The 19,920-nt window shown below is 62.3% G+C and carries 19 protein-coding genes and 1 pseudogene; 4 read left to right on the forward strand and 16 right to left on the reverse strand.

The window, feature by feature from the left end; genetic code table 11:
- Positions 1 to 165 precede the first annotated feature (165 nt).
- The 6 genes from JMN22_RS01250 to exbB all read right to left on the reverse strand — a co-directional run bounded on the left by JMN22_RS01250 (position 166) and on the right by exbB (position 7,091).
- A complete protein-coding gene (locus JMN22_RS01250) occupies positions 166 to 1,563 on the reverse strand; it encodes an aminoacyl-tRNA deacylase and HDOD domain-containing protein (RefSeq protein WP_198796206.1) in 1,398 nt (465 codons plus the stop codon).
- A 79-nt stretch (positions 1,564 to 1,642) separates the two neighbouring features.
- Positions 1,643 to 3,718, reverse strand: a complete 2,076-nt coding sequence (gene recG / locus JMN22_RS01255) for an ATP-dependent DNA helicase RecG (RefSeq protein ID WP_198796207.1) — start codon at positions 3,716 to 3,718, stop codon at positions 1,643 to 1,645.
- Positions 3,719 to 3,727: 9 nt separating this feature from the next.
- Entirely contained in the window at positions 3,728 to 4,648 is a 921-nt protein-coding gene (locus tag JMN22_RS01260) for a hydrogen peroxide-inducible genes activator (RefSeq protein WP_030142183.1), read from the reverse strand.
- Between the two features lie 284 nt (positions 4,649 to 4,932).
- Positions 4,933 to 5,688 (reverse strand): energy transducer TonB family protein, encoded by a 756-nt coding sequence (locus JMN22_RS01265; protein ID WP_198796208.1) that lies wholly within the window; start codon positions 5,686 to 5,688, stop codon positions 4,933 to 4,935.
- The gene (gene exbD / locus JMN22_RS01270; RefSeq protein WP_030142181.1) at positions 5,685 to 6,113 is read right to left on the reverse strand and encodes a TonB system transport protein ExbD; all 429 of its coding nucleotides are present in this window, start codon (positions 6,111 to 6,113) and stop codon (positions 5,685 to 5,687) included. The genes JMN22_RS01265 and exbD overlap by 4 nt, the downstream gene beginning before the upstream one ends.
- Positions 6,114 to 6,119: 6 nt before the next feature.
- Positions 6,120 to 7,091, reverse strand: coding sequence for a tonB-system energizer ExbB (gene exbB / locus JMN22_RS01275; RefSeq protein WP_198796209.1), 972 nt, complete (start codon positions 7,089 to 7,091; stop codon positions 6,120 to 6,122).
- A gap of 189 nt (positions 7,092 to 7,280) precedes the next feature.
- Here exbB and JMN22_RS01280 point away from each other — a divergent pair, with 189 nt between their 5' ends.
- Positions 7,281 to 8,138 (forward strand): SDR family oxidoreductase, encoded by an 858-nt coding sequence (locus tag JMN22_RS01280; RefSeq protein ID WP_030142179.1) that lies wholly within the window; start codon positions 7,281 to 7,283, stop codon positions 8,136 to 8,138.
- 135 nt (positions 8,139 to 8,273) lie between these two features.
- Here the strand turns inward: JMN22_RS01280 and JMN22_RS01285 are convergent, their stop codons facing one another.
- From JMN22_RS01285 to JMN22_RS01310, 6 genes are all read right to left on the reverse strand, one after another.
- Positions 8,274 to 9,014: a hypothetical protein gene (locus JMN22_RS01285; protein ID WP_030142178.1), complete on the reverse strand. Its 741-nt coding sequence runs from the start codon at positions 9,012 to 9,014 to the stop codon at positions 8,274 to 8,276.
- Positions 9,015 to 9,070: 56 nt separating this feature from the next.
- The gene (locus JMN22_RS01290; protein ID WP_030142177.1) at positions 9,071 to 9,451 is read right to left on the reverse strand and encodes a RidA family protein; all 381 of its coding nucleotides are present in this window, start codon (positions 9,449 to 9,451) and stop codon (positions 9,071 to 9,073) included.
- Between the two features lie 36 nt (positions 9,452 to 9,487).
- Positions 9,488 to 11,593 carry a bifunctional GTP diphosphokinase/guanosine-3',5'-bis pyrophosphate 3'-pyrophosphohydrolase gene (spoT, locus tag JMN22_RS01295; RefSeq protein ID WP_030142176.1) on the reverse strand — a complete coding sequence of 702 codons (2,106 nt, stop codon included), beginning with the start codon at positions 11,591 to 11,593 and terminating at the stop codon, positions 9,488 to 9,490.
- Positions 11,594 to 11,653: 60 nt separating this feature from the next.
- On the reverse strand, positions 11,654 to 11,917 hold the full coding sequence (gene rpoZ, locus JMN22_RS01300) for a DNA-directed RNA polymerase subunit omega (protein WP_003177259.1): 264 nt from the start codon (positions 11,915 to 11,917) through the stop codon (positions 11,654 to 11,656).
- Between the two features lie 167 nt (positions 11,918 to 12,084).
- Entirely contained in the window at positions 12,085 to 12,705 is a 621-nt protein-coding gene (gene gmk / locus JMN22_RS01305) for a guanylate kinase (protein WP_030142175.1), read from the reverse strand.
- A 12-nt stretch (positions 12,706 to 12,717) separates the two neighbouring features.
- On the reverse strand, positions 12,718 to 13,581 hold the full coding sequence (locus JMN22_RS01310; RefSeq protein WP_198796210.1) for a YicC/YloC family endoribonuclease: 864 nt from the start codon (positions 13,579 to 13,581) through the stop codon (positions 12,718 to 12,720).
- A gap of 262 nt (positions 13,582 to 13,843) precedes the next feature.
- Here JMN22_RS01310 and rph point away from each other — a divergent pair, with 262 nt between their 5' ends.
- Together rph and JMN22_RS01320 are read left to right on the forward strand one after the other, a co-directional pair.
- Complete coding sequence (rph, locus tag JMN22_RS01315) at positions 13,844 to 14,566, forward strand: ribonuclease PH (protein ID WP_003177262.1); 723 nt, start codon at positions 13,844 to 13,846, stop codon at positions 14,564 to 14,566.
- A gap of 30 nt (positions 14,567 to 14,596) precedes the next feature.
- On the forward strand, positions 14,597 to 14,965 hold the full coding sequence (locus tag JMN22_RS01320; RefSeq protein WP_198796211.1) for a DUF4870 domain-containing protein: 369 nt from the start codon (positions 14,597 to 14,599) through the stop codon (positions 14,963 to 14,965).
- A gap of 176 nt (positions 14,966 to 15,141) precedes the next feature.
- Here the strand turns inward: JMN22_RS01320 and JMN22_RS01325 are convergent, their stop codons facing one another.
- Complete coding sequence (locus JMN22_RS01325; RefSeq protein WP_013694557.1) at positions 15,142 to 15,921, reverse strand: exodeoxyribonuclease III; 780 nt, start codon at positions 15,919 to 15,921, stop codon at positions 15,142 to 15,144.
- A gap of 83 nt (positions 15,922 to 16,004) precedes the next feature.
- Between JMN22_RS01325 and pyrE the strand changes: the two genes are divergently transcribed.
- Complete coding sequence (gene pyrE / locus JMN22_RS01330; protein ID WP_030142172.1) at positions 16,005 to 16,649, forward strand: orotate phosphoribosyltransferase; 645 nt, start codon at positions 16,005 to 16,007, stop codon at positions 16,647 to 16,649.
- Between the two features lie 226 nt (positions 16,650 to 16,875).
- On the opposite strand, the gene argB is transcribed toward pyrE, so the two are convergent.
- The 3 genes and pseudogenes from argB to dut all read right to left on the reverse strand — a co-directional run bounded on the left by argB (position 16,876) and on the right by dut (position 19,918).
- Positions 16,876 to 17,781 (reverse strand): acetylglutamate kinase, encoded by a 906-nt coding sequence (gene argB, locus JMN22_RS01335; RefSeq protein ID WP_030138216.1) that lies wholly within the window; start codon positions 17,779 to 17,781, stop codon positions 16,876 to 16,878.
- Between the two features lie 27 nt (positions 17,782 to 17,808).
- Positions 17,809 to 19,212 (reverse strand): annotated as a pseudogene (locus JMN22_RS01340) (phosphomannomutase/phosphoglucomutase); the annotation flags it as partial.
- A gap of 250 nt (positions 19,213 to 19,462) precedes the next feature.
- On the reverse strand, positions 19,463 to 19,918 hold the full coding sequence (gene dut, locus JMN22_RS01345) for a dUTP diphosphatase (RefSeq protein WP_030138214.1): 456 nt from the start codon (positions 19,916 to 19,918) through the stop codon (positions 19,463 to 19,465).
- Positions 19,919 to 19,920 lie beyond the last annotated feature (2 nt).

Genomic DNA, 19,920 nt, shown 5'->3' on the forward strand with positions numbered 1-19,920 from the left:
AGAGAGGCTTCTGTGGCGAGGGGATTTATCCCCGCTGGACTGCGCAGCAGGCCCCAAAAAGCTAAGTGCGGTGAGCCTGCTTAACCGGGGGGCTAGGTTTTAGGGCTGCTTCGCAGCCCAGCGGGGATAAATCCCCTCGCCACAACAGCCCATCTGCCGCATTCATTAGTGGCTGAACTGCGAAGCCAGCTCCCGCAGCAGCACTTCAGCCTCAAGCACCTTGCTCACCACATCATCGGCCTTTTCCCGAGTCAGCCCTACGCGATCGAGCAGTGCATCCGGGATCTCTTCGTCCGGACCGGAGCCGATGCTGCGCGAGCGCAGCAGGCGCACGGCCAGGCACACCAGGTTCGGGTAGGCGGCGTATTCGCCGTCGTAGTGGGGGTCGTGCTGGAAGCGCAGGGCGGTGGCCAGTTCGTCGGGCATGTCCCAGTAGCGCATCAGCCAGGCGCCGATCTGCTCGCGGCTGATGCCCAGCAGATGTTGCTCCACGTAGCTGTGGCACAGGTGCGGGTTGACCTCCAGGTGCCGGCAGATCAATGAAAAATGCGGCGGGAAGACGTGGGCCAGCAGCAGGTAGCCGAAGTTGTGCAACAGGCCCGACAGGTAAGTCAGGCCGCCTTCCGGGCGCTGGGCGCGGGGCATGGCGCGGGTCAGGCCTTCGATGACGGCGGCGGTGTAGATCGATTGCTGCCAGTACGGCGTGGTGTGTTGCGGGTGATCCTTGGGCAGGCTCAAGGTCTTGCCCAGGGCCAGGCCCAGCGCCAGGTTGATCACTAGGTCGAAGCCCAGCACGCGGACGATGGCGTCTTCCACCGAGCGAATCTTGCCCGGCGACGCGTAGTACGGTGATGCGGCCCAGCTCACCACTTGCGCGGCCAGAGCCGGGTCGGTTTCGACCACGCCGGTGATGTCGTCGATGGTGGCGTCGGGGTCGACCCGCAGCTTGATGATTTTCTGCGCGGTTTCAGCCAGCGGCGGGATCTCGATGGTCTCTTCCAGCCGTTGCTGGATGCGCCGGGCGGTGAATGCCTGTACCGCTTGGGTGATTTCCTTGCGGTCGTCGTCCGGGCGGTCCAGGTTCGGGGTGATGTTGCTCACAGGTTCGCCGAACGTCGCGGCGCTGGCCTTGGTGAGCATGGTCTTGAAGGCTTCGCTGGAGACCTCCAGCAGCAACCCCGGCTCGCCCGAGTTGATCAGCAGCTTGGGTTCGCGCAGCAGGCCTTCTTCGTACAGGCACGGCGAACTGGTCAGCGCGGGCAGGCCTGGCAACAGGCTCAGGCTGTGTTTGCCGAGCATGCGCTCCAGGCGCTCGGTCGGCACCGCCGTGAGCTTTCGGCCAGTCAGTTCGGCGAGGCGGTTGAGGTCCAGCAATTGGCTTTGCGGAAACAGCACCATGAGCGCGCCAACGGCATCGTGCAGCAACACGGCCTGCACTTTGCGAGCGGGGTTGAGGCCCGGTCGTTCGATGACTTCGTCAAAGGCGATGCCCAATTTCTCGAGCAACTGCCGAATCACAGACGGAGCGTGCGGGGTTTCGGGGACGAGGGCAGCTTCAGTCATGGTCTGTATCCGTTTTCCTACAAGTGGGTCAGTATAACCAGCTTGTCTAGAAGGCGCGTCCAGAAAACTGAGCGCGTGCTCACACTTGGCCGTATTGCTGCCCATGGCGCAGCCAGCGGTCCAGCAGCGGGCTGACATGGTCGGGCCAGCGCTCCAGCAGCGCCTGGGCAGCGTCGCGTACTGCCGGGAGCAGGTCGGCGTCGCGCATCAGGTCGGCCACCTTGAATTGAAGCAGACCCGTCTGGCGCGTGCCGAGCATTTCGCCCGGGCCGCGCAGTTCGAGGTCTTTTTCGGCGATGACGAAACCGTCGTTGGTTTCGCGCATGATCCCCAGGCGCTGGCGCCCGATCTGCGACAATGGCGGATGATAGAGCAGCACGCAATGGCTGGCGGCGCTGCCCCGACCGACGCGGCCACGCAACTGGTGCAGCTGCGCCAGACCCAGGCGCTCGGGGTTCTCGATGATCATCAGGCTGGCGTTGGGTACGTCGACGCCGACCTCGATCACGGTGGTGGCGACCAGCAGTTGCAGGGCGCCGGCCTTGAACTCGGCCATCACCGCGGCTTTTTCGGCGGGCTTCATGCGACCGTGGATCAACCCGACCTTCAATTCGCCGAGGGCGGCGGTGAGGTCTTCATAGGTGGTTTCGGCCGCCTGGCAGGTCAGTTCTTCCGATTCTTCGATCAGCGTGCAGACCCAATAGGCTTGCCGTCCTTCGGTGCAGGCGCTGCGCACGCGCTCGATCACTTCCACTCGTCGGGTATCGGTGACCAGCACCGTGTTGACCGGCGTTCGACCGGGCGGCAGTTCGTCGAGGATCGAGGTGTCGAGGTCGGCGTAGGCACTCATCGCCAGGGTCCGCGGGATCGGTGTCGCGGTCATGATCAGCTGGTGCGGGCACATCCGCCCGCCGACGCCTTTCTGCCGCAGGGCCAGGCGCTGTTGGACGCCGAAGCGGTGCTGTTCGTCGATGATCACCAGGGCCAGGTTCTTGAACTGCACTTCGTCCTGGAACAAGGCGTGGGTGCCGACCACCATCGGCGCGCCCTCGGCGATCTGCGCGAGGGCGGCGGCGCGGTTCTTGCCCTTGAGCTTGCCGGCCAGCCAGGCGACTTCGATGCCCAGGGGGTCGAGCCAGCGCTGGAAGGTGATGAAGTGTTGCTCGGCGAGGATCTCGGTGGGCGCCATCAACGCCACCTGATACCCGGCTTCCAGCGCTTGCAGGGCGGCGAGGGCAGCGACCACGGTCTTGCCCGCGCCCACGTCGCCCTGGATCAGCCGCAGCATTGGCTCGGGCTGGCTCAGGTCGTAGGCGATTTCGTTGCCGACCCGCTGCTGCGCGCCGGTGGGGGTAAAACCGAGATTGGCCAGGTAGCGAGCCGGCAGCTTAGTCGCCTTGGGCATGGCGGGGGCGCGCAGCGAGCGCAGGCTTTCGCGCAGGCGTTGCTGGGACAGTTGATGAGTCAGCAGCTCTTCGAAGGCGAGGCGATGCTGGGCCCAGTGGTGTCCGAGGGCGAGCTCTTCCACATCCGCGTCGGCAGGCGGGTGATGCAGGTAGCGAATCGCGTCGGCCAGCGGCGCAAGCTGATAATCCCGGGCCAATTCCTTGGGCAGCCAGTCCGGCAGGCTGGTGGGGCCGAGCATTGTCAGGGTTTGCTGGCAGAGTTGGCGCAGGCGCTGTTGGGTCAGGCCTTCGGTGAGCGGGTAGACCGGCGTCAGGGTTTCCGCGACGGGCGGCGGCTCGTCGCCGGTGATGGCGCGGTATTCCGGATGATAGATCTCCAGCCCCGAGGCACCGGGCCGCGCCTCGCCGTAGCAGCGCACGCGGGTGCCACGCTTGAGGCCTTCCTTTTGTGCATTGCTGAAGTGATAGAAACGCAGGCTCAACCCGCCGGTGCCGTCCTGCAGGCGCACCACCAGGCTGCGACGCCGGCCCATGACCACGTCGGCGCCGCTGACGGTGCCTTCCACCACCGCATCCTGCCCGGGCCGCAAATGACCGATGGGCACCACGCGGGTGCGATCCTGATAGCGCAACGGCAGGTGAAACAGCACGTCCTGGAGGTTTTCCAGGCCGACCTTGGCCAGTTTCTCGGCCATGGCTTCACCGACACCCTTGAGTGTCGTCACCGGCACTTTCGACAGCTCAGTCATGGCTACGGCTTACTTGGCGGCAGGCGGCTTGGCCACGGAGCACAAGCGGATCGAGTCGGCGAGGATCTCGATGGCCTTGGGTCGCGGGAAGCTGGCGCGCCAGGCGATGGCAACGGTGCGGAACGGCACGGGGGCCGTCAGCGGGCGGACTTCGATCACGCCGGGGGAGTAATGATGGCTGTCCACCGCCGACAACGGCAGGATCGAAATGCCCAGGCCGGATGCGACCATGTGGCGAATGGTTTCCAGGGAGCTGGATTCCACCGTGGTGTGCTTGGCGCCTTCGCTGCCCTTGGTCAGCGTCGGACAGGCTTCGAGTACCTGGTCGCGGAAGCAGTGGCCTTCGCCGAGCAACAACAGGCTCTTGTCGTTGAGCAGGGCCGCGTCGATGGTTTTTTTCTGGGTCCAGGGGTGCTGGGCCGGCATCAAGACGTAGAACGGCTCGTCGTAGAGGGGCAGGGTCAGGACGTCGGCTTCGTTGAACGGCAGGGCGATGATGATCGCGTCCAGTTCGCCGTTGCGCAGCTTGTCACGCAGCACGTGGGTGAAGTTTTCTTCGATATACAACGGCATCTGCGGGGCAACCCGGTGCAGTTGTGGAATCAGGTGCGGGAACAGATACGGCCCGACGGTGTAGATCGCGCCGACTTTCAGCGGGGCGGTCAGCTGGTTCTTGCCGGCCTGGGCCAGTTCGCGAATGCCCTGGGCCTGTTCCAGGACCTTTTGCGCCTGGGCGACGATGCCTTCGCCCACCGGGGTCAGGCGCACGGCGCTTTTGCTGCGCTCGAAAATCAGCACACCGAGTTCGTCTTCAAGCTTTTTCACACCCACCGACAGCGTCGGCTGGCTGACATGGCAACGCTCGGCCGCGTGGCCGAAATGCTGCTCTTGGGCGAGGGTCACGATGTAGCGTAATTCTGTGAGGGTCATGGCGAAACGTCCGTGAAGTTGCGAGCCAAGCATACCGGCTGCAATCGATAGACGCACGTTATCAGACTGGAGGCGCGGTGCGACACTGGCGAATGTCTGATGTGGTGAGGGGATTTATCCCCGTTGGGCTGCGAAGCGGCCCCAAAACAGGATTGGCTACGGGAAAGCCGGGGGGCATGTCAGCTTTTTTAGGGCCGCTACGCGCCCCAGCGGGGCGGTGCGACGTTTCGCTAAATCCCCTCGCCACAAATAAGAAGCCCCTAACAGGGGCTTGCAATTTGAGGTCAGCGCCGACGCTTGTCGATGGAATACAGGAACGGCGCCGTCAGTTCGACCGTGCCGTTGGTCAGCAGGTCGGCCGGTGGCTTGGGCAGCGGTTGGGCGCGGCGGATCATTTCCAGGGTGGCCCGGTCCAGATCGGCGTTGCCTGACTTGCCCACCAGTTCGAAGGACAACACGTTGCCTTCGGCATCCACCACGAACCGCAAGCGGTTCATGCCTTCCTTGCCGCGTGCCTGGGCGCTGGCCGGGTACTTCTTGTATTTGCCCAGGTGCGCCAGCAGCGTGCCTTGCCAGCTCGCCTTGGCTGCCATTTGCGCGGGCGAAGGGCCTGGGGCCGGCTGCGCGGACTTCTCGGTCGGCGCCTGGGTGGGCTGAGTGTCGGCGGGCTTCTGCTCCGACGGCGTTTCCTTCGGCGGTTCCGGCTTTTTCTCCACCGGCTTGGGCTTGGGCGGTTGAGGCTTCGGCTTGGGCTTGACCGGCTTGGGCACGGCGATTTCCGCCTTCGGTGCTTCGGCCAGTTTCGGCAGCGGCAGCTCTTCCATCGGCTCGGGCGGTTGCGGCGGTGTGACGACTTTTGGCGGGGCAGGCGGTGGCGGCGCTGGAACCGGGGCCAGTTCGACCATCATTGCCTGGGGCGGCAATTCGATGGGCGCACGTGTCGTCCAGTTCAGCGTCAGTGCGATGGCGAGCGCGTGCACGCCCAGCACCACGGCCAGGCTACCGCTGTAACGCGTCAGCTTTTGGCGCGTCGTGATCATTTTTTCGGCGCCGTCTCGAGTCCGACCAGGCCGACCTTCAGGTAACCGGCGCCGCGCAGGGCGTCCATCACGCTCATCAGGTCGCCGTAATCCACGCCTTTGTCGGCCTGGAAGAAGATCGTCGTGTCTTTCTTGCCCTGGGTCTTGGCGTCCAGGGTCGGGCCGAGGCTCTCGACCTTGATTTCCTCTTCGCCCAGGAACAGGCGCTGGTCAGCCTTGACGCTCAGGAACACCGGTTTTTCCGGCCGTGGCGACGGCTTGGCCGTGGACGCGGGGAGATCAACCTTGATGTCCACGGTGGCGAGCGGGGCGGCCACCATGAAGATGATCAACAGCACCAGCATCACGTCGATGAACGGCGTGACGTTGATTTCGTGGTTCTCGGCCAGATCGTCGTCTGCGCCTTCTTTCAAATGCAGGCCCATGGCCGATTACCCCACTTTCACCATGTGCGGTTGCGAGCCACGCTCGGGCGGCAGGTGATCGAGGTCGCGGCTGACCAGCAGCAGGACTTCGGCAGAAGCATCGGAAACCTGGGCCTTGTAGCCAGCGATGGAGCGAGCGAAGACGTTGTAGATCACCACCGCCGGGATGGCCGCGACCAGCCCCAATGCGGTCGCCAGCAAGGCTTCGGCAATGCCGGGGGCGACGACGGCGAGGTTGGTGGTCTGGGTCTTGGCGATGCCGATGAAGCTGTTCATGATCCCCCACACGGTACCGAACAGGCCGACGAATGGCGCGGTGGAGCCGATGGTGGCGAGCACGCCGGTGCCGCTGCTCATGTTGCGACCGCAGGCAGCCACCAGGCGCTCGAGGCGGAAGCTGACGCGTTCCTTGATGCCTTCCTTCTCGCGGCTGTTGGCCGACAGCTGCATTTCTTCGAGCGCGTCGTGCACCAGCAAATTGGCGAGGGTGCCTTCCTTCGCGGCGCTGGCGCTGGCTTCCTTGAGGGTGGCGGCCTTCTTCAGTGCGGCGATTTCACCCCGCAGGCGACGCTTGGCGCCCAGCAGTTCGAAGCCCTTGGCGATCCAGATGGTCCAGGTGATGATCGAGGCGATGGCCAGGCCGATCATCACGGCTTTGACGACCACGTCGGCGTTTTTGTACATGCCCCAGGGCGACAGGTCGTGGGCCATGCCCAGGGTGTTGTCTGCTTCGAGCACTTGAGGCGCGTCGGCTTCGACGGCCTGAGTCTGATCGGTGGCCACGGGCGTCGCAACGGGTGCGGCCGGGTCGGCGGGTGCCTGGGCGCCGGCCGGCGCGGTGGCCGGAGTCGTGGCGGGTGCCTGGGCATCAGCGAAGGCGGCGCTTGGCGCCAGCATCAGGCTGAGCAGCAGGGCTGCCACCGCGCTCCAGGCGCGAGGTCGGTTGGTTGGCGAAGCGGAGGAGAGAGAGCGTGTCATGCTGGCCGGACCTGAGAGGAAAAAGAAGGTTGATGTTCTTCCAGGCCTCGTGAGGCCGAGAACAAAAGTGGCGAGCATTATTGCAAGTAATTCTTGTTAACAAAAGTAATACAGTTACTTTTTTTGTCGCATGGCTAGCCGCTCATCCCTCTGGCAGCTAGTCTGCGGCTTTTCCAAAAGGAGATCCTGATGCCCGCGCCTTCTGTTTTGATTGCCGGTTGTGGTGATGTCGGCGGTCGTCTGGCCACGAAACTGCTGGCGGCTGGCTGGCATGTTTATGGCCTGCGCCGTGATGTCTCGCGGTTGCCGGACGGTGTGACTGGCGTTGCCGGCGACCTGTTCAATGAGGACTGCCCCATGACTTGGCCGGTAGGCGCTATCGATTATGTGGTTTATTGCGCCGCCGCCACCGACCACGATGAGAATGGCTATCGGAAGGCATACGTCCAGGGACTGCAGAACGTGCTGAGTTGGTTGGGTGACTACGGGCAGGTGCCCGATCGACTGATTTTTGTATCCAGCAGCAGTGTGTATGGCCAGCAGGACGGTGCATGGGTCGATGAGACCTCCGAGACTGTCGCTGCCGGCTATTCCGGACGCTTGATGCTTGAAGCCGAGCAGGTGGCACTCAATAGCGGTATTCGCGCAAGTATCCTTCGCCTGACGGGCATTTATGGCCCGGGCCGCGAATGGCTGCTGACGCAAGTGCGTCGGGGTTATCGCGTGGCGACGGAGCCGCCGCTCTATGGCAACCGGATTCATGCGGACGATGCTGCTGGATTGCTGGCGTTTCTGTTGGAAAAGGATCGGCAGGGCGTACAGCTGGAGGATTTCTACATCGGTGTCGACGATGCACCCGCGCCGTTGGCCGAAGTGGTGGGTTGGCTGCGCGAATATCTGGGCGTGACCGAGTGGGCTGATGACGCCAGCGTGCGCCGCACGGGTAGCAAGCGTTGCAGCAATGCGCGGGCGAAAGCGTTGGGCTGGGTACCCCGTTATCCGAGTTATCGCGAGGGGTATGCGGCGATTCTGGAAGGGCGCTGCTGATTTTTTCTGCCAGCCGAAAAAACGACTGTGGGAGCGAGCTTGCTCGCGATAGCGGTATAACAGTCAACTCGATGTTGGGCGTTATGGCCTCATCGCGAGCAAGCTCGCTCCCACAGGGGAACCCCGTCGGGGCTACTATTGTTTTTCAAGCACCCACTTGCGGGCACCCGGCGTGAACGACGGCATTTCATCCGCCAGCGCCGCATTCACGGTCTGGAAGATTTCCAGTTTCTTGCCATCGCGGGCGAAGATCCAGGTGTTGCCCTGGCCGTTCTGCTGCAGCCAGATGTTGTCGTTGCCACCGCTCATCGAGGCGCAGTCGCCGGCCAGGCACAAGGCGTAGCGATCGGCACCCGGCAGGCCGCTGACCTGGCCGTCGGGTTGGAATTGCACCGTGGCGCCCTGGCCTGGTCCCTCGACGATGTTCCAGTTGCCACCCAGGTAGGCGGTGTACAACGCTCGCTCGAAGCTGGCGCCAATCGGTGCGCCTTCAGGTATCTGCACCTGGGCGCGGTCGAATAGCTGCTGCGGCTCGTTTTCGGTGGCGGCCTGGCTCAACTGGTCGCCGTCGCGCTTGAGTTCGCTGGCGGAGCTGCCGTAGAAGTCGACCTTCCACGCGCCGTCCTGTTCGCCGAGCAGCTTGCCTTCGACATTTTCAAAACCGTTGGTGTAGCGCGCCTGGCCGGCTCGGGTGTTGACGTCCCATTCCAGGTTAGGGCCATAGGCCTGCAGTGCTTCGCGAAGCGGGCCGCCCTTGGCGGCAGCGTCGATGGCGGCCTGGTTGATCCAGGTGCCGCTGATGTCTCGGTCGGCAGGGTCGCTGGCGCAGCCGCTCAGAAGGAGGGCAAGCAGCGAGAAGGCAAGCGCTTTGCGCATGGAGGAATCCTTTCAAAACGAAAACGGCGCAGCGGGGAAACGCTGCGCCGGGTTTTTTACTCGATGACCAGGATGGCGTCCATCTCGACTTGGGCGCCCTTTGGCAAGGCAGCCACGCCAATGGCTGCGCGGGCCGGGTAAGGCTGGTCGAAATACTTGCCCATGATCTCGTTGACCTTGGCGAAGTGGCTCAGGTCGGTGAGGAAGATGTTGAGCTTGACGATGTCCTTGAACGAACCGCCAGCGGCCTCGGCCACGGCTTTCAGATTCTCGAAGACCTGCACGGTCTGGGCTTCGAAGCCCTCGACCAGCTCCATGGTTTTCGGGTCCAGTGGGATCTGGCCGGACATGTACACGGTGTTACCCGCCTTGATCGCCTGGGAATAAGTACCGATGGCGGCCGGGGCCTTGTCGCTGGAGATAACGGTCTTGGTCATTCATGACTCCTTGTAATGAGGGCGCTGTTTGCGGAGCTATGCACGCATCCGCGTGATGCGGATAACCCCTGTCAGGGCGCGCAGTTTCTTGATCACACGGGCCAGGTGCACGCGGTCGTGCACGCTGACCACCAGTTGGACGACGCTGATGCGGCCATCGCGTTCGTCCATGCTGATTTTCTCGATGTTGCCGTCGGCGGCGTTGACGCTACTGGCCAGCAGGGCAATCAGGCCGCGCTGGTGCTCCAGCTCGACCCGCAGCTCGACATTGAATTCGCCGGTGACATCCTTGGCCCAGGAGAGCTGGATGCATTTTTCCGGGTTGTGGCGGATTTCACTGATGTTGCGGCAGTTGTCCAGGTGCACCACCATCCCTTTGCCGGCGGACAGGTGGCCGACAATCGGGTCGCCCGGGATCGGTGTGCAGCACTTGGCATAACTGAGCACCAGGCCTTCGGTCCCGCGAATTGCCAGCGGGCCTTCGGGGCTCGGCAATTGTTCGCCTTCGCCGAGCAGGCGACGGGCGACGACATAGGCCATGCGATTGCCCAGGCCGATGTCCTCGAGCAGGTCTTCGATCAATTCGAGGCGGTATTCGTGGAGCATGACCTGCACGCGCTCGGCCGGGATCTTGTCCAGCGAGCTGTCGAAACCGTTCAGGACCTTGTTCAGCAGGCGTTCGCCGAGGCTGATGGACTCGGAGCGACGTTGCAGCTTCAGCGCGTGGCGGATGTGCGTGCGGGCCTTGCCGGTGACCACGAAGTTGAGCCACGCCGGGTTGGGGCGCGCGCCGGGGGCGCTGACGATTTCCACCGTGGAGCCGCTTTGCAGCGGTTCGGACAACGGTGCCAGGCGGCGGTTGATGCGGCAGGCGATGCAGCTATTGCCCACATCGGTGTGCACGGCGTAGGCAAAGTCCACGGCCGTGGAGCCCTTGGGCAGCTCCATGATCCTGCCTTTGGGCGTGAAGACGTAGACCTCGTCCGGGAACAGGTCGATCTTTACGCTTTCAATGAATTCCAGGGAGTTACCGGCGCGCTGCTGCATTTCCAGCACACCCTTGACCCACTGCCGCGCGCGGGCGTGAGTGCTCTTGGGTTGCTCGTCGCCGCTGGATTTGTACAGCCAATGGGCCGCGATGCCATTGTTGGCCATCTCTTCCATTTCGCGGGTGCGGATCTGGATCTCGATCGGTACGCCGTGCATGCCGAACAGCGTGGTGTGCAGCGACTGGTAGCCGTTGGCCTTGGGAATCGCGATGTAATCCTTGAAGCGCCCCGGCAACGGTTTGTACAAATTATGTACGGCACCCAGCACGCGGTAGCAGGTATCGACCTTGTCGACGATGATCCGGAACGCATAGACGTCCATGATCTCGTTGAAGGCCCGACGCTTGCCGCGCATTTTCTTGTAGATGCCGTAGAGGTGTTTCTGCCGTCCGCTGACTTCGCCTTCGATGCCGTCGATTGCCAGGCAGTGGCTCAGGGACTCTTCGATCTTGTTGACGATTTCCTTGCGGTTGCCCCGGGCGCGCTTGACGGCCTGGTTGATCCGCGCCGAACGCATCGGGTGCATCGCCTTGAAGCCCAGGTCCTCGAACTCGATGCGGATCGCATGCATGCCCAGGCGATTGGCGATGGGCGCGTAGATTTCCAGGGTTTCCTTGGCGATGCGCCGGCGCTTTTCGCCGGAGAGCACTTCCAGGGTGCGCATGTTGTGCAACCGGTCGGCGAGCTTGACCAGGATCACGCGGATATCGCGGGCCATGGCCATGGCCATCTTCTGGAAGTTCTCGGCCTGGGCCTCGGCCTTGGTCTCGAAGTTCATCTGGGTCAGCTTGCTGACCCCGTCGACCAGTTCGGCCACGGTTTCGCCGAACTGCGCTTGCAGCGCTTCCTTGGCAATGCCGGTGTCTTCGATCACGTCGTGCAGCATGGCCGCCATCAGGCTCTGATGGTCCATGTGCATGTCGGCAAGAATATTCGCCACCGCGAGCGGGTGCGTGACGTACGCCTCGCCGCTGCGGCGGCGCTGGCCGTCGTGGGCTTGTTCGGCGTAGAAATAGGCTCGGCGGACCAGGTTGACCTGGTCCGTGCCGAGGTAGGCCGATAAGCGATCGGCGAGGGCGTCTATGCTCGGCATGATGATGACTCCTGCCGTCTGCTGTGACCCCGCGCCGTGCTACGTCGACCAGGCATAGGCTTAGACCGCCTCGTTGGACTCGTCCTCGAACGCCGCGAACAGCGGTTCGTCTTCAACGATTTCAGCGTTGGCGATGAACTCGTAGCTCATCAGGCCTTCGGCGATTTCACGCAGCGCTACCACGGTAGGCTTGTCGTTTTCCCACTGGACCAATGGCTCTTTGCCGCCGGTGGCCAGTTGACGGGCACGCTTGGTAGAGAGCATGACCAGCTCAAAGCGGTTTTCCACGTGTTCTAGGCAGTCTTCAACGGTTACGCGGGCCATGGTATTCCTCGGAGCGAATGCAATATGCGCGCTGCCCGGTTGGGCGAGCGGACTCGACAGTTTAAAAAAACACCAGCGTTTAGGGAAGCGCTGATTTTTTGATCAAACCCCTCGGCGCGCTGCGAGTACCAATGTAAAGCCGTCGCAGCGGTTTTGGGAAGGGCTGTTCAGCCCAGCAGTTCGGCCAATAATTTACCGAAACGTTGCTGTTGGCGTTTTTGCTGGAGCTGGCTGGCGCGGAAAATCGCCTTCAAGTCATCCAGTGCATGGGCGAAATCGTCGTTGATGATCAGGTAATCGTAGTCGACGTAATGGCTCATTTCGCTGACCGCTTCGCGCATCCGGCCTTCGATGATTTCATCGCTGTCCTGGCCGCGGTTGGTCAGGCGCTGGCGCAAGGCTTGCTGGCTTGGCGGCAGGATGAAGATCGAACGGGCGTGGGGCATCAGCTTGCGAACTTGCTCGGCGCCCTGCCAGTCGATTTCCAGGATCAGGTCGTGGCCCTCGTCGAGGGTCTGCTGCAAATAGCTTTGCGAAGTGCCGTAGAGGTTGCCGAAGACTTCGGCGCGTTCGAGGAAGTCGCCGTGCTCGGCCATCTTCACGAACTCCTCACGATCGACGAAGTGATAGTTCACCCCGTTGACTTCACCCGGGCGCATGGCGCGGGTGGTGTGGGAGACCGAAACGCGGATCTGCGGCTCTGCGTCGATCAGGGCCTTGACCAGGCTGGTCTTGCCGGCGCCCGAAGGCGCGGAAATGATGTAGAGAGTGCCGGTGCTGTGGGTCATGTCGGGTTAGCCTTACTCAATGTTCTGCACTTGTTCGCGCATTTGTTCGATCAACACCTTGAGGTTGACCGCCGCTTGGGTGCTGCGCGGGTCGAAGGCTTTGGAGCCCAGTGTATTGGCCTCGCGGTTGAGCTCCTGCATCAGGAAGTCGAGGCGACGACCGGCCGCACCACCGGACTTGAGCACCCGGCGAACTTCGATGATGTGGGTGCTCAGTCGATCCAGTTCTTCAGCCACGTCGCTTTTTTGCGCGAGCATGACCATTTCCTGTTCCAGGCGCTGCGGGTCCAGCTCGGCCTTCATGTCGGCGAAGCGGTCGAGGACTTTCTGGCGCTGGGTGGCGAGCATCTGCGGGACCAGCTCGCGCAGGGTGACGACGTCTTCTTCAATGGAGGTCAGGCGCTCGTTGATCAGCCGGGCCAGCTCCGCGCCTTCGCGCTCGCGACCGGCCTTGAGTTCCTTCAGGCCTTGATTGAACAGCGCCAGCGCCTCGGCGTTCAGCGCCTGGGGATCGCTCGCGTCGCCTACCAGTACGCCGGGCCAGGCCAGGACCTCGAGTGGATTCAGGGCGGCGGGATTCTTGATCAGGCTGGCGACGGTTTCTGCGGCGGCAACCAGTTGCGCCGCGCGCTCGCGGTCGATCTGCAGCGTCTTGCCGCTGCTTTCTTCGGTAAAGCGCAGGGTGCATTCCAGCTTGCCCCGGGACAGGCCCTGGCGCAGCGCTTCGCGCACGCCGCCTTCGAGGTCGCGGAAGGACTCGGGCAAGCGCAGGTGCGGCTCCAGGTAGCGGCTATTGACCGAGCGCAGTTCCCAGCTCAGCGTGCCTTGGGCGCCGGCCTTCTCGACGCGGGCGAAGGCGGTCATGCTGTGCACCATGGAGGTTCCTCGCAATGCAGGCACCCACAACGGTGGTCGTGGCGCCTGGGACTTGTGGATAAATGCCGCAGGGCAGCAAAGGCGCAGGATTGTAGCGCAGTGGGACGCAGTGCCCAAACAGCTCCGGTTACAAAGCGCTGCAGCCCGTCGGCCGGGGCCTCCAGCGTGTTCACCCGTCGCGTCGGCTTTTTAGATATGCCCTATGGCTGTCCACGGCTCTATAATGCCCAGCAGTTTTCCGTCCTCTGTACAGGTGTTCCCTATGAAACGTCCAAGTGGTCGCGCTGCCGATCAGCTTCGCTCGATCCGCATTACCCGCAACTACACCAAACACGCCGAGGGATCTGTACTGGTCGAATTCGGTGATACCAAAGTCATCTGCACCGTCAGCGTCGAAAACGGCGTGCCTCGCTTCCTCAAGGGGCAGGGCCAAGGTTGGCTGACCGCCGAATACGGCATGCTGCCGCGCGCAACCGGCGAGCGGAACCAGCGTGAGGCCAGTCGTGGCAAGCAGGGCGGCCGGACCCTGGAAATCCAGCGCCTGATCGGTCGTTCGCTGCGCGCCGCGCTGGACATGTCCAAGCTGGGCGACGTCACGTTGTATGTCGACTGCGATGTGATCCAGGCTGACGGCGGCACTCGCACCGCGTCCATCACCGGTGCGATGGTTGCGCTGGTCGATGCCTTGAAAGTGATCAAGAAGCGCGGCGGCCTGAAGGGCGGCGACCCGCTCAAGCAAATGATCGCCGCCGTGTCGGTGGGCATGTACCAGGGCGAGCCGGTGCTGGACCTGGACTACCTGGAAGACTCCGCCGCCGAGACCGACCTGAACGTGGTGATGACCAGCGCCGGTGGCTTCATCGAAGTCCAGGGCACTGCCGAAGGCGCGCCGTTCCAGCCGGAAGAATTGAACGCTATGCTGGAGCTGGCGAAGAAAGGCATGAACGAAATCTTCGAACTGCAAAAGGCCGCATTGGCCGACTGATCGTTGTGCGCTTCAGACAAGGAGAATGTCATGAGTGATGAGCAAGTCCTGTTGCCCCAGCCGAGCAGAGAAGTGCGGCAATGGGCGATGTTTTGTCACCTGTCTGCGCTGGTGGGGATTTTCATTCCGTTCGGTTCGCTGATCGGCCCGCTGATCATCTGGCAGATCAAGCGTGAATCCGACCCGTTCATCGATGCCCAGGGCAAGGAAGCGCTGAACTTCCAAATCACTGTGGCGATCGCCGCGGCTATCAGCTTGCTGCTGATGATCGTGGTGATCGGTTTCTTCCTGTTTGGCCTGGTGGCAATCGGTGCGTTGGTGCTGACCATCATCGCTGGCGTGAAGGCCAATGAAGGGCAGCCGTATCGGTATCCGTTTACCTGGCGGTTGGTTAAATAACGATCAGTAAACGCCTGTCCCTGTGGGAGCGAGCTTGCTCGCGATAGCGATTTTTCATTCAGCATCGGTGTTGAATGATCCACCGCCATCGCGAGCAAGCTCGCTCCCACAATGGGTCTTCAACGCCCACAAAAAACCGACATTGCTGTCGGTTTTTTTGTAGCTGCGGATGACACTTAGATCGTCAACGTCCAGTCGTAGTCCACGATCAGCGGCGCATGCTGCGAGAATCGTGGTTGGCGCGGCAGGCGGGCGCTGCGTACGAAGCGGCGCAGCCCAGGCGTCAGCAACTGGTAGTCGAAACGCCAGCCGAGGTTGAGCATCTCGGCCTGCTCGTTGTCCGGCCACCAGCTGTACTGGTCGCCTTCGCGGCTGACTTCACGCAGGGCGTCGACATAACCCATGTTGCCAATGATCTCGTCCATCCAGGCCCGTTCCGGCGCCAGGAAACCAGGAGATTGCTGGCTGTCGCGCCAGTTCTTGATATCCAGCTTCTGTTGCGCCACGTACAGCGAGCCACAGTAGATGTACTCGCGACGTTTGCGCCGCTGTTTATCAAGGTAACGGGCGAAGTCGTCCATCAACTTGAATTTCTGATTCAAATCTTCATCGCCGTTCTGCCCCGATGGGAGCAGTAAGGTCGCGATGCTGACCTTGTCGAAATCGGCTTGCAGGTAGCGCCCGTAGCGGTCCGCCGTCTCGAAACCGAGACCGTTGATGACAGCCTTCGGTTGCAGCCGCGAGTACAGAGCCACGCCACCCTGGGCGGGGACTTCGGCATCGCAGGCATAAAGGAAGTAACCATCCAGTTGGAAGGCTGCATCGTCCAGTTCAAAGGCGGAGGCGCGGGTGTCCTGCAGGCAGATGACGTCGGCATTCTGTGCTTGCAGCCAACTGAGCAAACCACGCTCGACTGCAGCCTGAATACCATTGACGTTCACACTGATGATCCGCATAAATGGCCCCAAAAATCACGTGCGTGTATGATACACGCCGTGTACCTATTTAGCTAAATCCGCGGTATTTGAGGCTTTTTTTCATGCAGGCGTATCAGCGCGATTTCATTCGCTTTGCCATCGATCGCGGCGTTTTGCGCTTCGGTGAGTTCACTCTCAAGTCCGGGCGCACCAGCCCGTACTTCTTCAATGCGGGCCTGTTCAACAGCGGAACCGCGCTGGCGCAGTTGGGCCGGTTCTATGCCGCGGCCATCGTCGAGAGCGGCATTCCGTTCGACGTCTTGTTCGGCCCCGCCTACAAAGGCATCCCCCTGGCCGCCACCACCGCCGTCGCCTTGGCCGAGCACCATGGCCGCGACTTGCCTTGGTGCTTCAACCGCAAGGAAGCCAAGGCCCACGGCGAGGGCGGCAGCCTGGTCGGCGCGCCGCTGACCGGCGACGTGCTGATCATCGATGACGTCATCACCGCCGGCACCGCCATCCGCGAAGTGATGCAGATCATCGCCTCGCAAGAAGGCGCCAGGGCCGCCGGCGTGCTGATCGCCCTGAACCGCCAGGAGCGCGGCAACGGTGAGCTGTCGGCGATCCAGGAAGTGGAGCGCGACTTCGGCATTCCGGTGATCAGCATTGTCTCGCTGAACCAGGTGCTGGAGTTCTTGGCCGACGATCCGCAGCTCAAGCAGCATCTGCCTGCGGTTGAGGCTTATCGAGCGCAGTTCGGCGTCTAAGAAAACCGCTGATTTTGATCCTGTGGCGAGGGAGCTTGCTCCCGCTGGGTCGGTCCGACGCTTCGGGCGCAGCGGCCCCAATATTTTTACGGTCGCTGCGCACTGGAGCGCCAGCCCGGCCGAGCGGGAGCAAGCTCCCTCGCCACAAAAGCATCGTCTGAAAAAGTGGTGTAAAAAAAGACCCCGCTCAACCAGGTTGAGCGGGGTCTTTTTATCAGGGTATTGCTTACGGACGCTTGCGATTGCTGATCAGCGTGCCCACACCCGTATCGGTGAAGATCTCGAGCAGGATCGCATTCGGCACACGACCATCGATGATCAGCGAGCTGCCAACGCCGCCTTGTACCGCTTCCAGCGCGCAACGAATCTTCGGCAGCATGCCGCCGTAGATCGTGCCATCGGCGATCAAGTCATCGACTTGTTGGGTCGACAGTCCGGTCAGGACCTTGCCGGTCTTGTCCATCAGGCCGGCAATGTTGGTCAACAGCATCAGCTTCTCGGCCTTCAGTGCCTCGGCAACCTTACCGGCCACCAGGTCGGCGTTGATGTTGTACGACTCACCGTTGGCGCCCACGCCGATTGGCGCGATGACCGGGATGAAGTCGCCCTTGACCAGCAGGTTCAGCAGGTCGGTGTTGATGCCGACCACTTCGCCCACCTGGCCAATGTCGATGATTTCCGGCTGGGTCATCTCCGGGGTCTGGCGGGTAACGGTGAGCTTCTTCGCCCGAATCAGCTCAGCGTCCTTGCCGGTCAGGCCGATGGCGCTGCCGCCGTGGCGGTTGATCAGGTTGACGATGTCCTTGTTGACCTGGCCGCCGAGGACCATTTCCACCACGTCCATGGTCTGCGCATCGGTAACGCGCATGCCATCGATGAAGTGGCTCTCGATCGACAGGCGCTTGAGCAGGTCACCGATCTGCGGGCCACCACCGTGCACCACCACCGGGTTGATGCCCACGGCCTTCATCAGCACGATATCGCGGGCGAAGCCGGTCTTGAGCTCCTCGCTTTCCATCGCGTTGCCGCCGTATTTGATCACCAGGGTCTTGCCGACGTAGCGTCGGATATAAGGCAACGCTTCGGACAGGACCTTGGCGGTGTTGGCGGCGGCTTCGCGTTCGAGGGTCATTCAGGGCTCCGGTAGTGCTTCAAAAAATCAAAACGGTAGTTGGAGATCAGGTGCAACACGTTTGAGTTGGGCGTGGAACACGTCCTTGATGCGCTGCAGTTCGGCTTCGTTGTCGGCCTCGAAGCGCAGTACCAGCACCGGTGTGGTGTTGGACGCGCGAACCAGGCCCCAGCCGTGTGGATAGTCGACCCGAACGCCATCGATGGTGGTCAGTTCGGCGCCTTCGCCCCACTGGGCGTCGTGCAGTGCATCAATGATGCTGAATTTGCTCTCTTCGGTCACATGGATATTGATTTCTGGCGTAGAAATATCGTTCGGGAAGGTCGCGAACAGCTCTTCCGCGGTGGATTTCTCCTTGCTGAGGATCTCCAGCAGACGCGCGGCGCTGTAGATACCGTCATCAAAACCGAACCAGCGTTCCTTGAAGAAGATGTGGCCGCTCATTTCGCCGGCCAGCAGGGCACCGCTTTGTTTCATTTTCTTCTTGATCAAGGAATGACCGGTTTTCCACATGAGCGGACGACCGCCGTATTCCTTGATCAGGGGTACCAGGCGACGGGTGCATTTCACGTCGAAGATGATTTCGGCGTCGGGGTTGCGTGCCACCACGTCTTTGGCGAACAGCATCAACAGGCGGTCCGGGAACACGACGCTGCCGGTCTCGGTCACCACGCCCACGCGGTCGCCATCGCCGTCGAAGGCCAGGCCCAGGTCTGCCTTGGTTTCCTTGACCTTGGCGATCAGGTCCTGCAGGTTTTCCAGCTTGCCCGGGTCCGGGTGGTGGTTCGGGAAGTTGCCGTCAACGTCGCAGAACAGCGGGATCACTTCGCAGTTCAGGGCTTCGATCAGTTGCGGGGCGATCACGCCAGCCGCGCCGTTGCCGCAATCGACCACCACTTTCAGGCGGCGGGCGAGTTTCACGTCCTTGACGATCTCGTCGTTGTAGCGCGGCAGGATGTCGACCTTGGTCACGCTGCCTTGGCCGCTGCTCAAGTCATTAGTCTTGAGGCGGGTGTGCAGTGCCTGGATCTGCTCGTTGGCGAGGGTGTCGCCGGCGATGACGATCTTGAAGCCGTTGTAGTTCGACGGGTTGTGGCTGCCGGTGAGCATCACGCCGGATTTGCCGGCCAGCACGTTGGCGGCGTAGTACAGCGCCGGTGTTGGCACCAGGCCGACATCGCTGACGTGGCAGCCACTGTCGGCAATGCCCTTGATCAGTTGCTCGACCAGCTCCGGGCCGGACAAGCGACCATCGCGGCCGACGTTCACGTTCGGTTCGCCCTGGGCCAGGCTCTGGGAGCCGATGGCGCGGCCAATCCAGTAGGCGGTTTCAGCCGTCAGGGTTTCCGGCACGACGCCACGGATGTCGTAGGCGCGGAAGATGCTGTCAGGAAAGATCGGGGCGATTGCGGCTGGGGTGTTCATGGGCGGGGCGCTCTATCAGGAAGGTGACTGGACAGGCCGACATTGGGTGTCGGCAGGCTCAAGCTGAAGGGTATGACGACGTTTTTGGCAGAGAGTTCGCGGTGGGAAAGTGCCATGAGACAGCGTTACCCCGGTCTGAACCGTCTAAAACGTTGATTCCGGATGGGAAACCTCGTTGCCAGCCGTCGCGCATTTTTCGTCCTGAAACAGAAGCTTAATAAAGCAGCCGGGCAGGGCACCCGGCTGGATATGTGGCTCAATGGCTCCCGGAATGCCCGAAACCACCTGCGCCACGCTGGCTTTCGTCGAATTCCTGGACCAGCTCGAAGTGGGCCTGGACCACCGGCACCAGCACCAGTTGGGCAATGCGCTCGCCCACGGCGATGTTGAAAGCGGTCTGGCCGCGGTTCCAGCACGACACCATCAATTCGCCCTGGTAATCGGAGTCGATCAGGCCCACCAGGTTGCCCAGCACGATGCCGTGCTTATGGCCCAGGCCCGAGCGTGGCAGGATCAGCGCGGCAAGGCCCGGGTCACCGATGTAGACCGACAGGCCGGTCGGAATCAGCAAGGTCTGGCCTGGTTCCAGCACCGTGTCCTGCTTGAGCATGGCCCGCAGGTCGAGGCCGGCGGAGCCAGGTGTGGCGTATTGCGGCAGCGGGAATTCGTTGCCAATGCGTGGGTCGAGGATCTTGGCTTGTAGAGCGTGCATTG

The sequence above is a fragment of the Pseudomonas sp. HB05 genome, from assembly GCF_016756915.1.
In the GTDB taxonomy this organism is placed as follows: domain Bacteria; phylum Pseudomonadota; class Gammaproteobacteria; order Pseudomonadales; family Pseudomonadaceae; genus Aquipseudomonas; species Aquipseudomonas alvandae.

Coding starts and splice junctions, on each gene's coding strand:
- JMN22_RS01250 (WP_198796206.1), bottom strand. CDS start 1,563: ATGACTGAAGCTGCCCTCGTCCCCGAAACCCCGCACGCTCCGTCTGTG.
- recG (WP_198796207.1), bottom strand. CDS start 3,718: ATGACTGAGCTGTCGAAAGTGCCGGTGACGACACTCAAGGGTGTCGGT.
- JMN22_RS01260 (WP_030142183.1), bottom strand. CDS start 4,648: ATGACCCTCACAGAATTACGCTACATCGTGACCCTCGCCCAAGAGCAG.
- JMN22_RS01265 (WP_198796208.1), bottom strand. CDS start 5,688: ATGATCACGACGCGCCAAAAGCTGACGCGTTACAGCGGTAGCCTGGCC.
- exbD (WP_030142181.1), bottom strand. CDS start 6,113: ATGGGCCTGCATTTGAAAGAAGGCGCAGACGACGATCTGGCCGAGAAC.
- exbB (WP_198796209.1), bottom strand. CDS start 7,091: ATGACACGCTCTCTCTCCTCCGCTTCGCCAACCAACCGACCTCGCGCC.
- JMN22_RS01280 (WP_030142179.1), top strand. CDS start 7,281: ATGCCCGCGCCTTCTGTTTTGATTGCCGGTTGTGGTGATGTCGGCGGT.
- JMN22_RS01285 (WP_030142178.1), bottom strand. CDS start 9,014: ATGCGCAAAGCGCTTGCCTTCTCGCTGCTTGCCCTCCTTCTGAGCGGC.
- JMN22_RS01290 (WP_030142177.1), bottom strand. CDS start 9,451: ATGACCAAGACCGTTATCTCCAGCGACAAGGCCCCGGCCGCCATCGGT.
- spoT (WP_030142176.1), bottom strand. CDS start 11,593: ATGCCGAGCATAGACGCCCTCGCCGATCGCTTATCGGCCTACCTCGGC.
- rpoZ (WP_003177259.1), bottom strand. CDS start 11,917: ATGGCCCGCGTAACCGTTGAAGACTGCCTAGAACACGTGGAAAACCGC.
- gmk (WP_030142175.1), bottom strand. CDS start 12,705: ATGACCCACAGCACCGGCACTCTCTACATCATTTCCGCGCCTTCGGGC.
- JMN22_RS01310 (WP_198796210.1), bottom strand. CDS start 13,581: ATGGTGCACAGCATGACCGCCTTCGCCCGCGTCGAGAAGGCCGGCGCC.
- rph (WP_003177262.1), top strand. CDS start 13,844: ATGAAACGTCCAAGTGGTCGCGCTGCCGATCAGCTTCGCTCGATCCGC.
- JMN22_RS01320 (WP_198796211.1), top strand. CDS start 14,597: ATGAGTGATGAGCAAGTCCTGTTGCCCCAGCCGAGCAGAGAAGTGCGG.
- JMN22_RS01325 (WP_013694557.1), bottom strand. CDS start 15,921: ATGCGGATCATCAGTGTGAACGTCAATGGTATTCAGGCTGCAGTCGAG.
- pyrE (WP_030142172.1), top strand. CDS start 16,005: ATGCAGGCGTATCAGCGCGATTTCATTCGCTTTGCCATCGATCGCGGC.
- argB (WP_030138216.1), bottom strand. CDS start 17,781: ATGACCCTCGAACGCGAAGCCGCCGCCAACACCGCCAAGGTCCTGTCC.
- dut (WP_030138214.1), bottom strand. CDS start 19,918: ATGCACGCTCTACAAGCCAAGATCCTCGACCCACGCATTGGCAACGAA.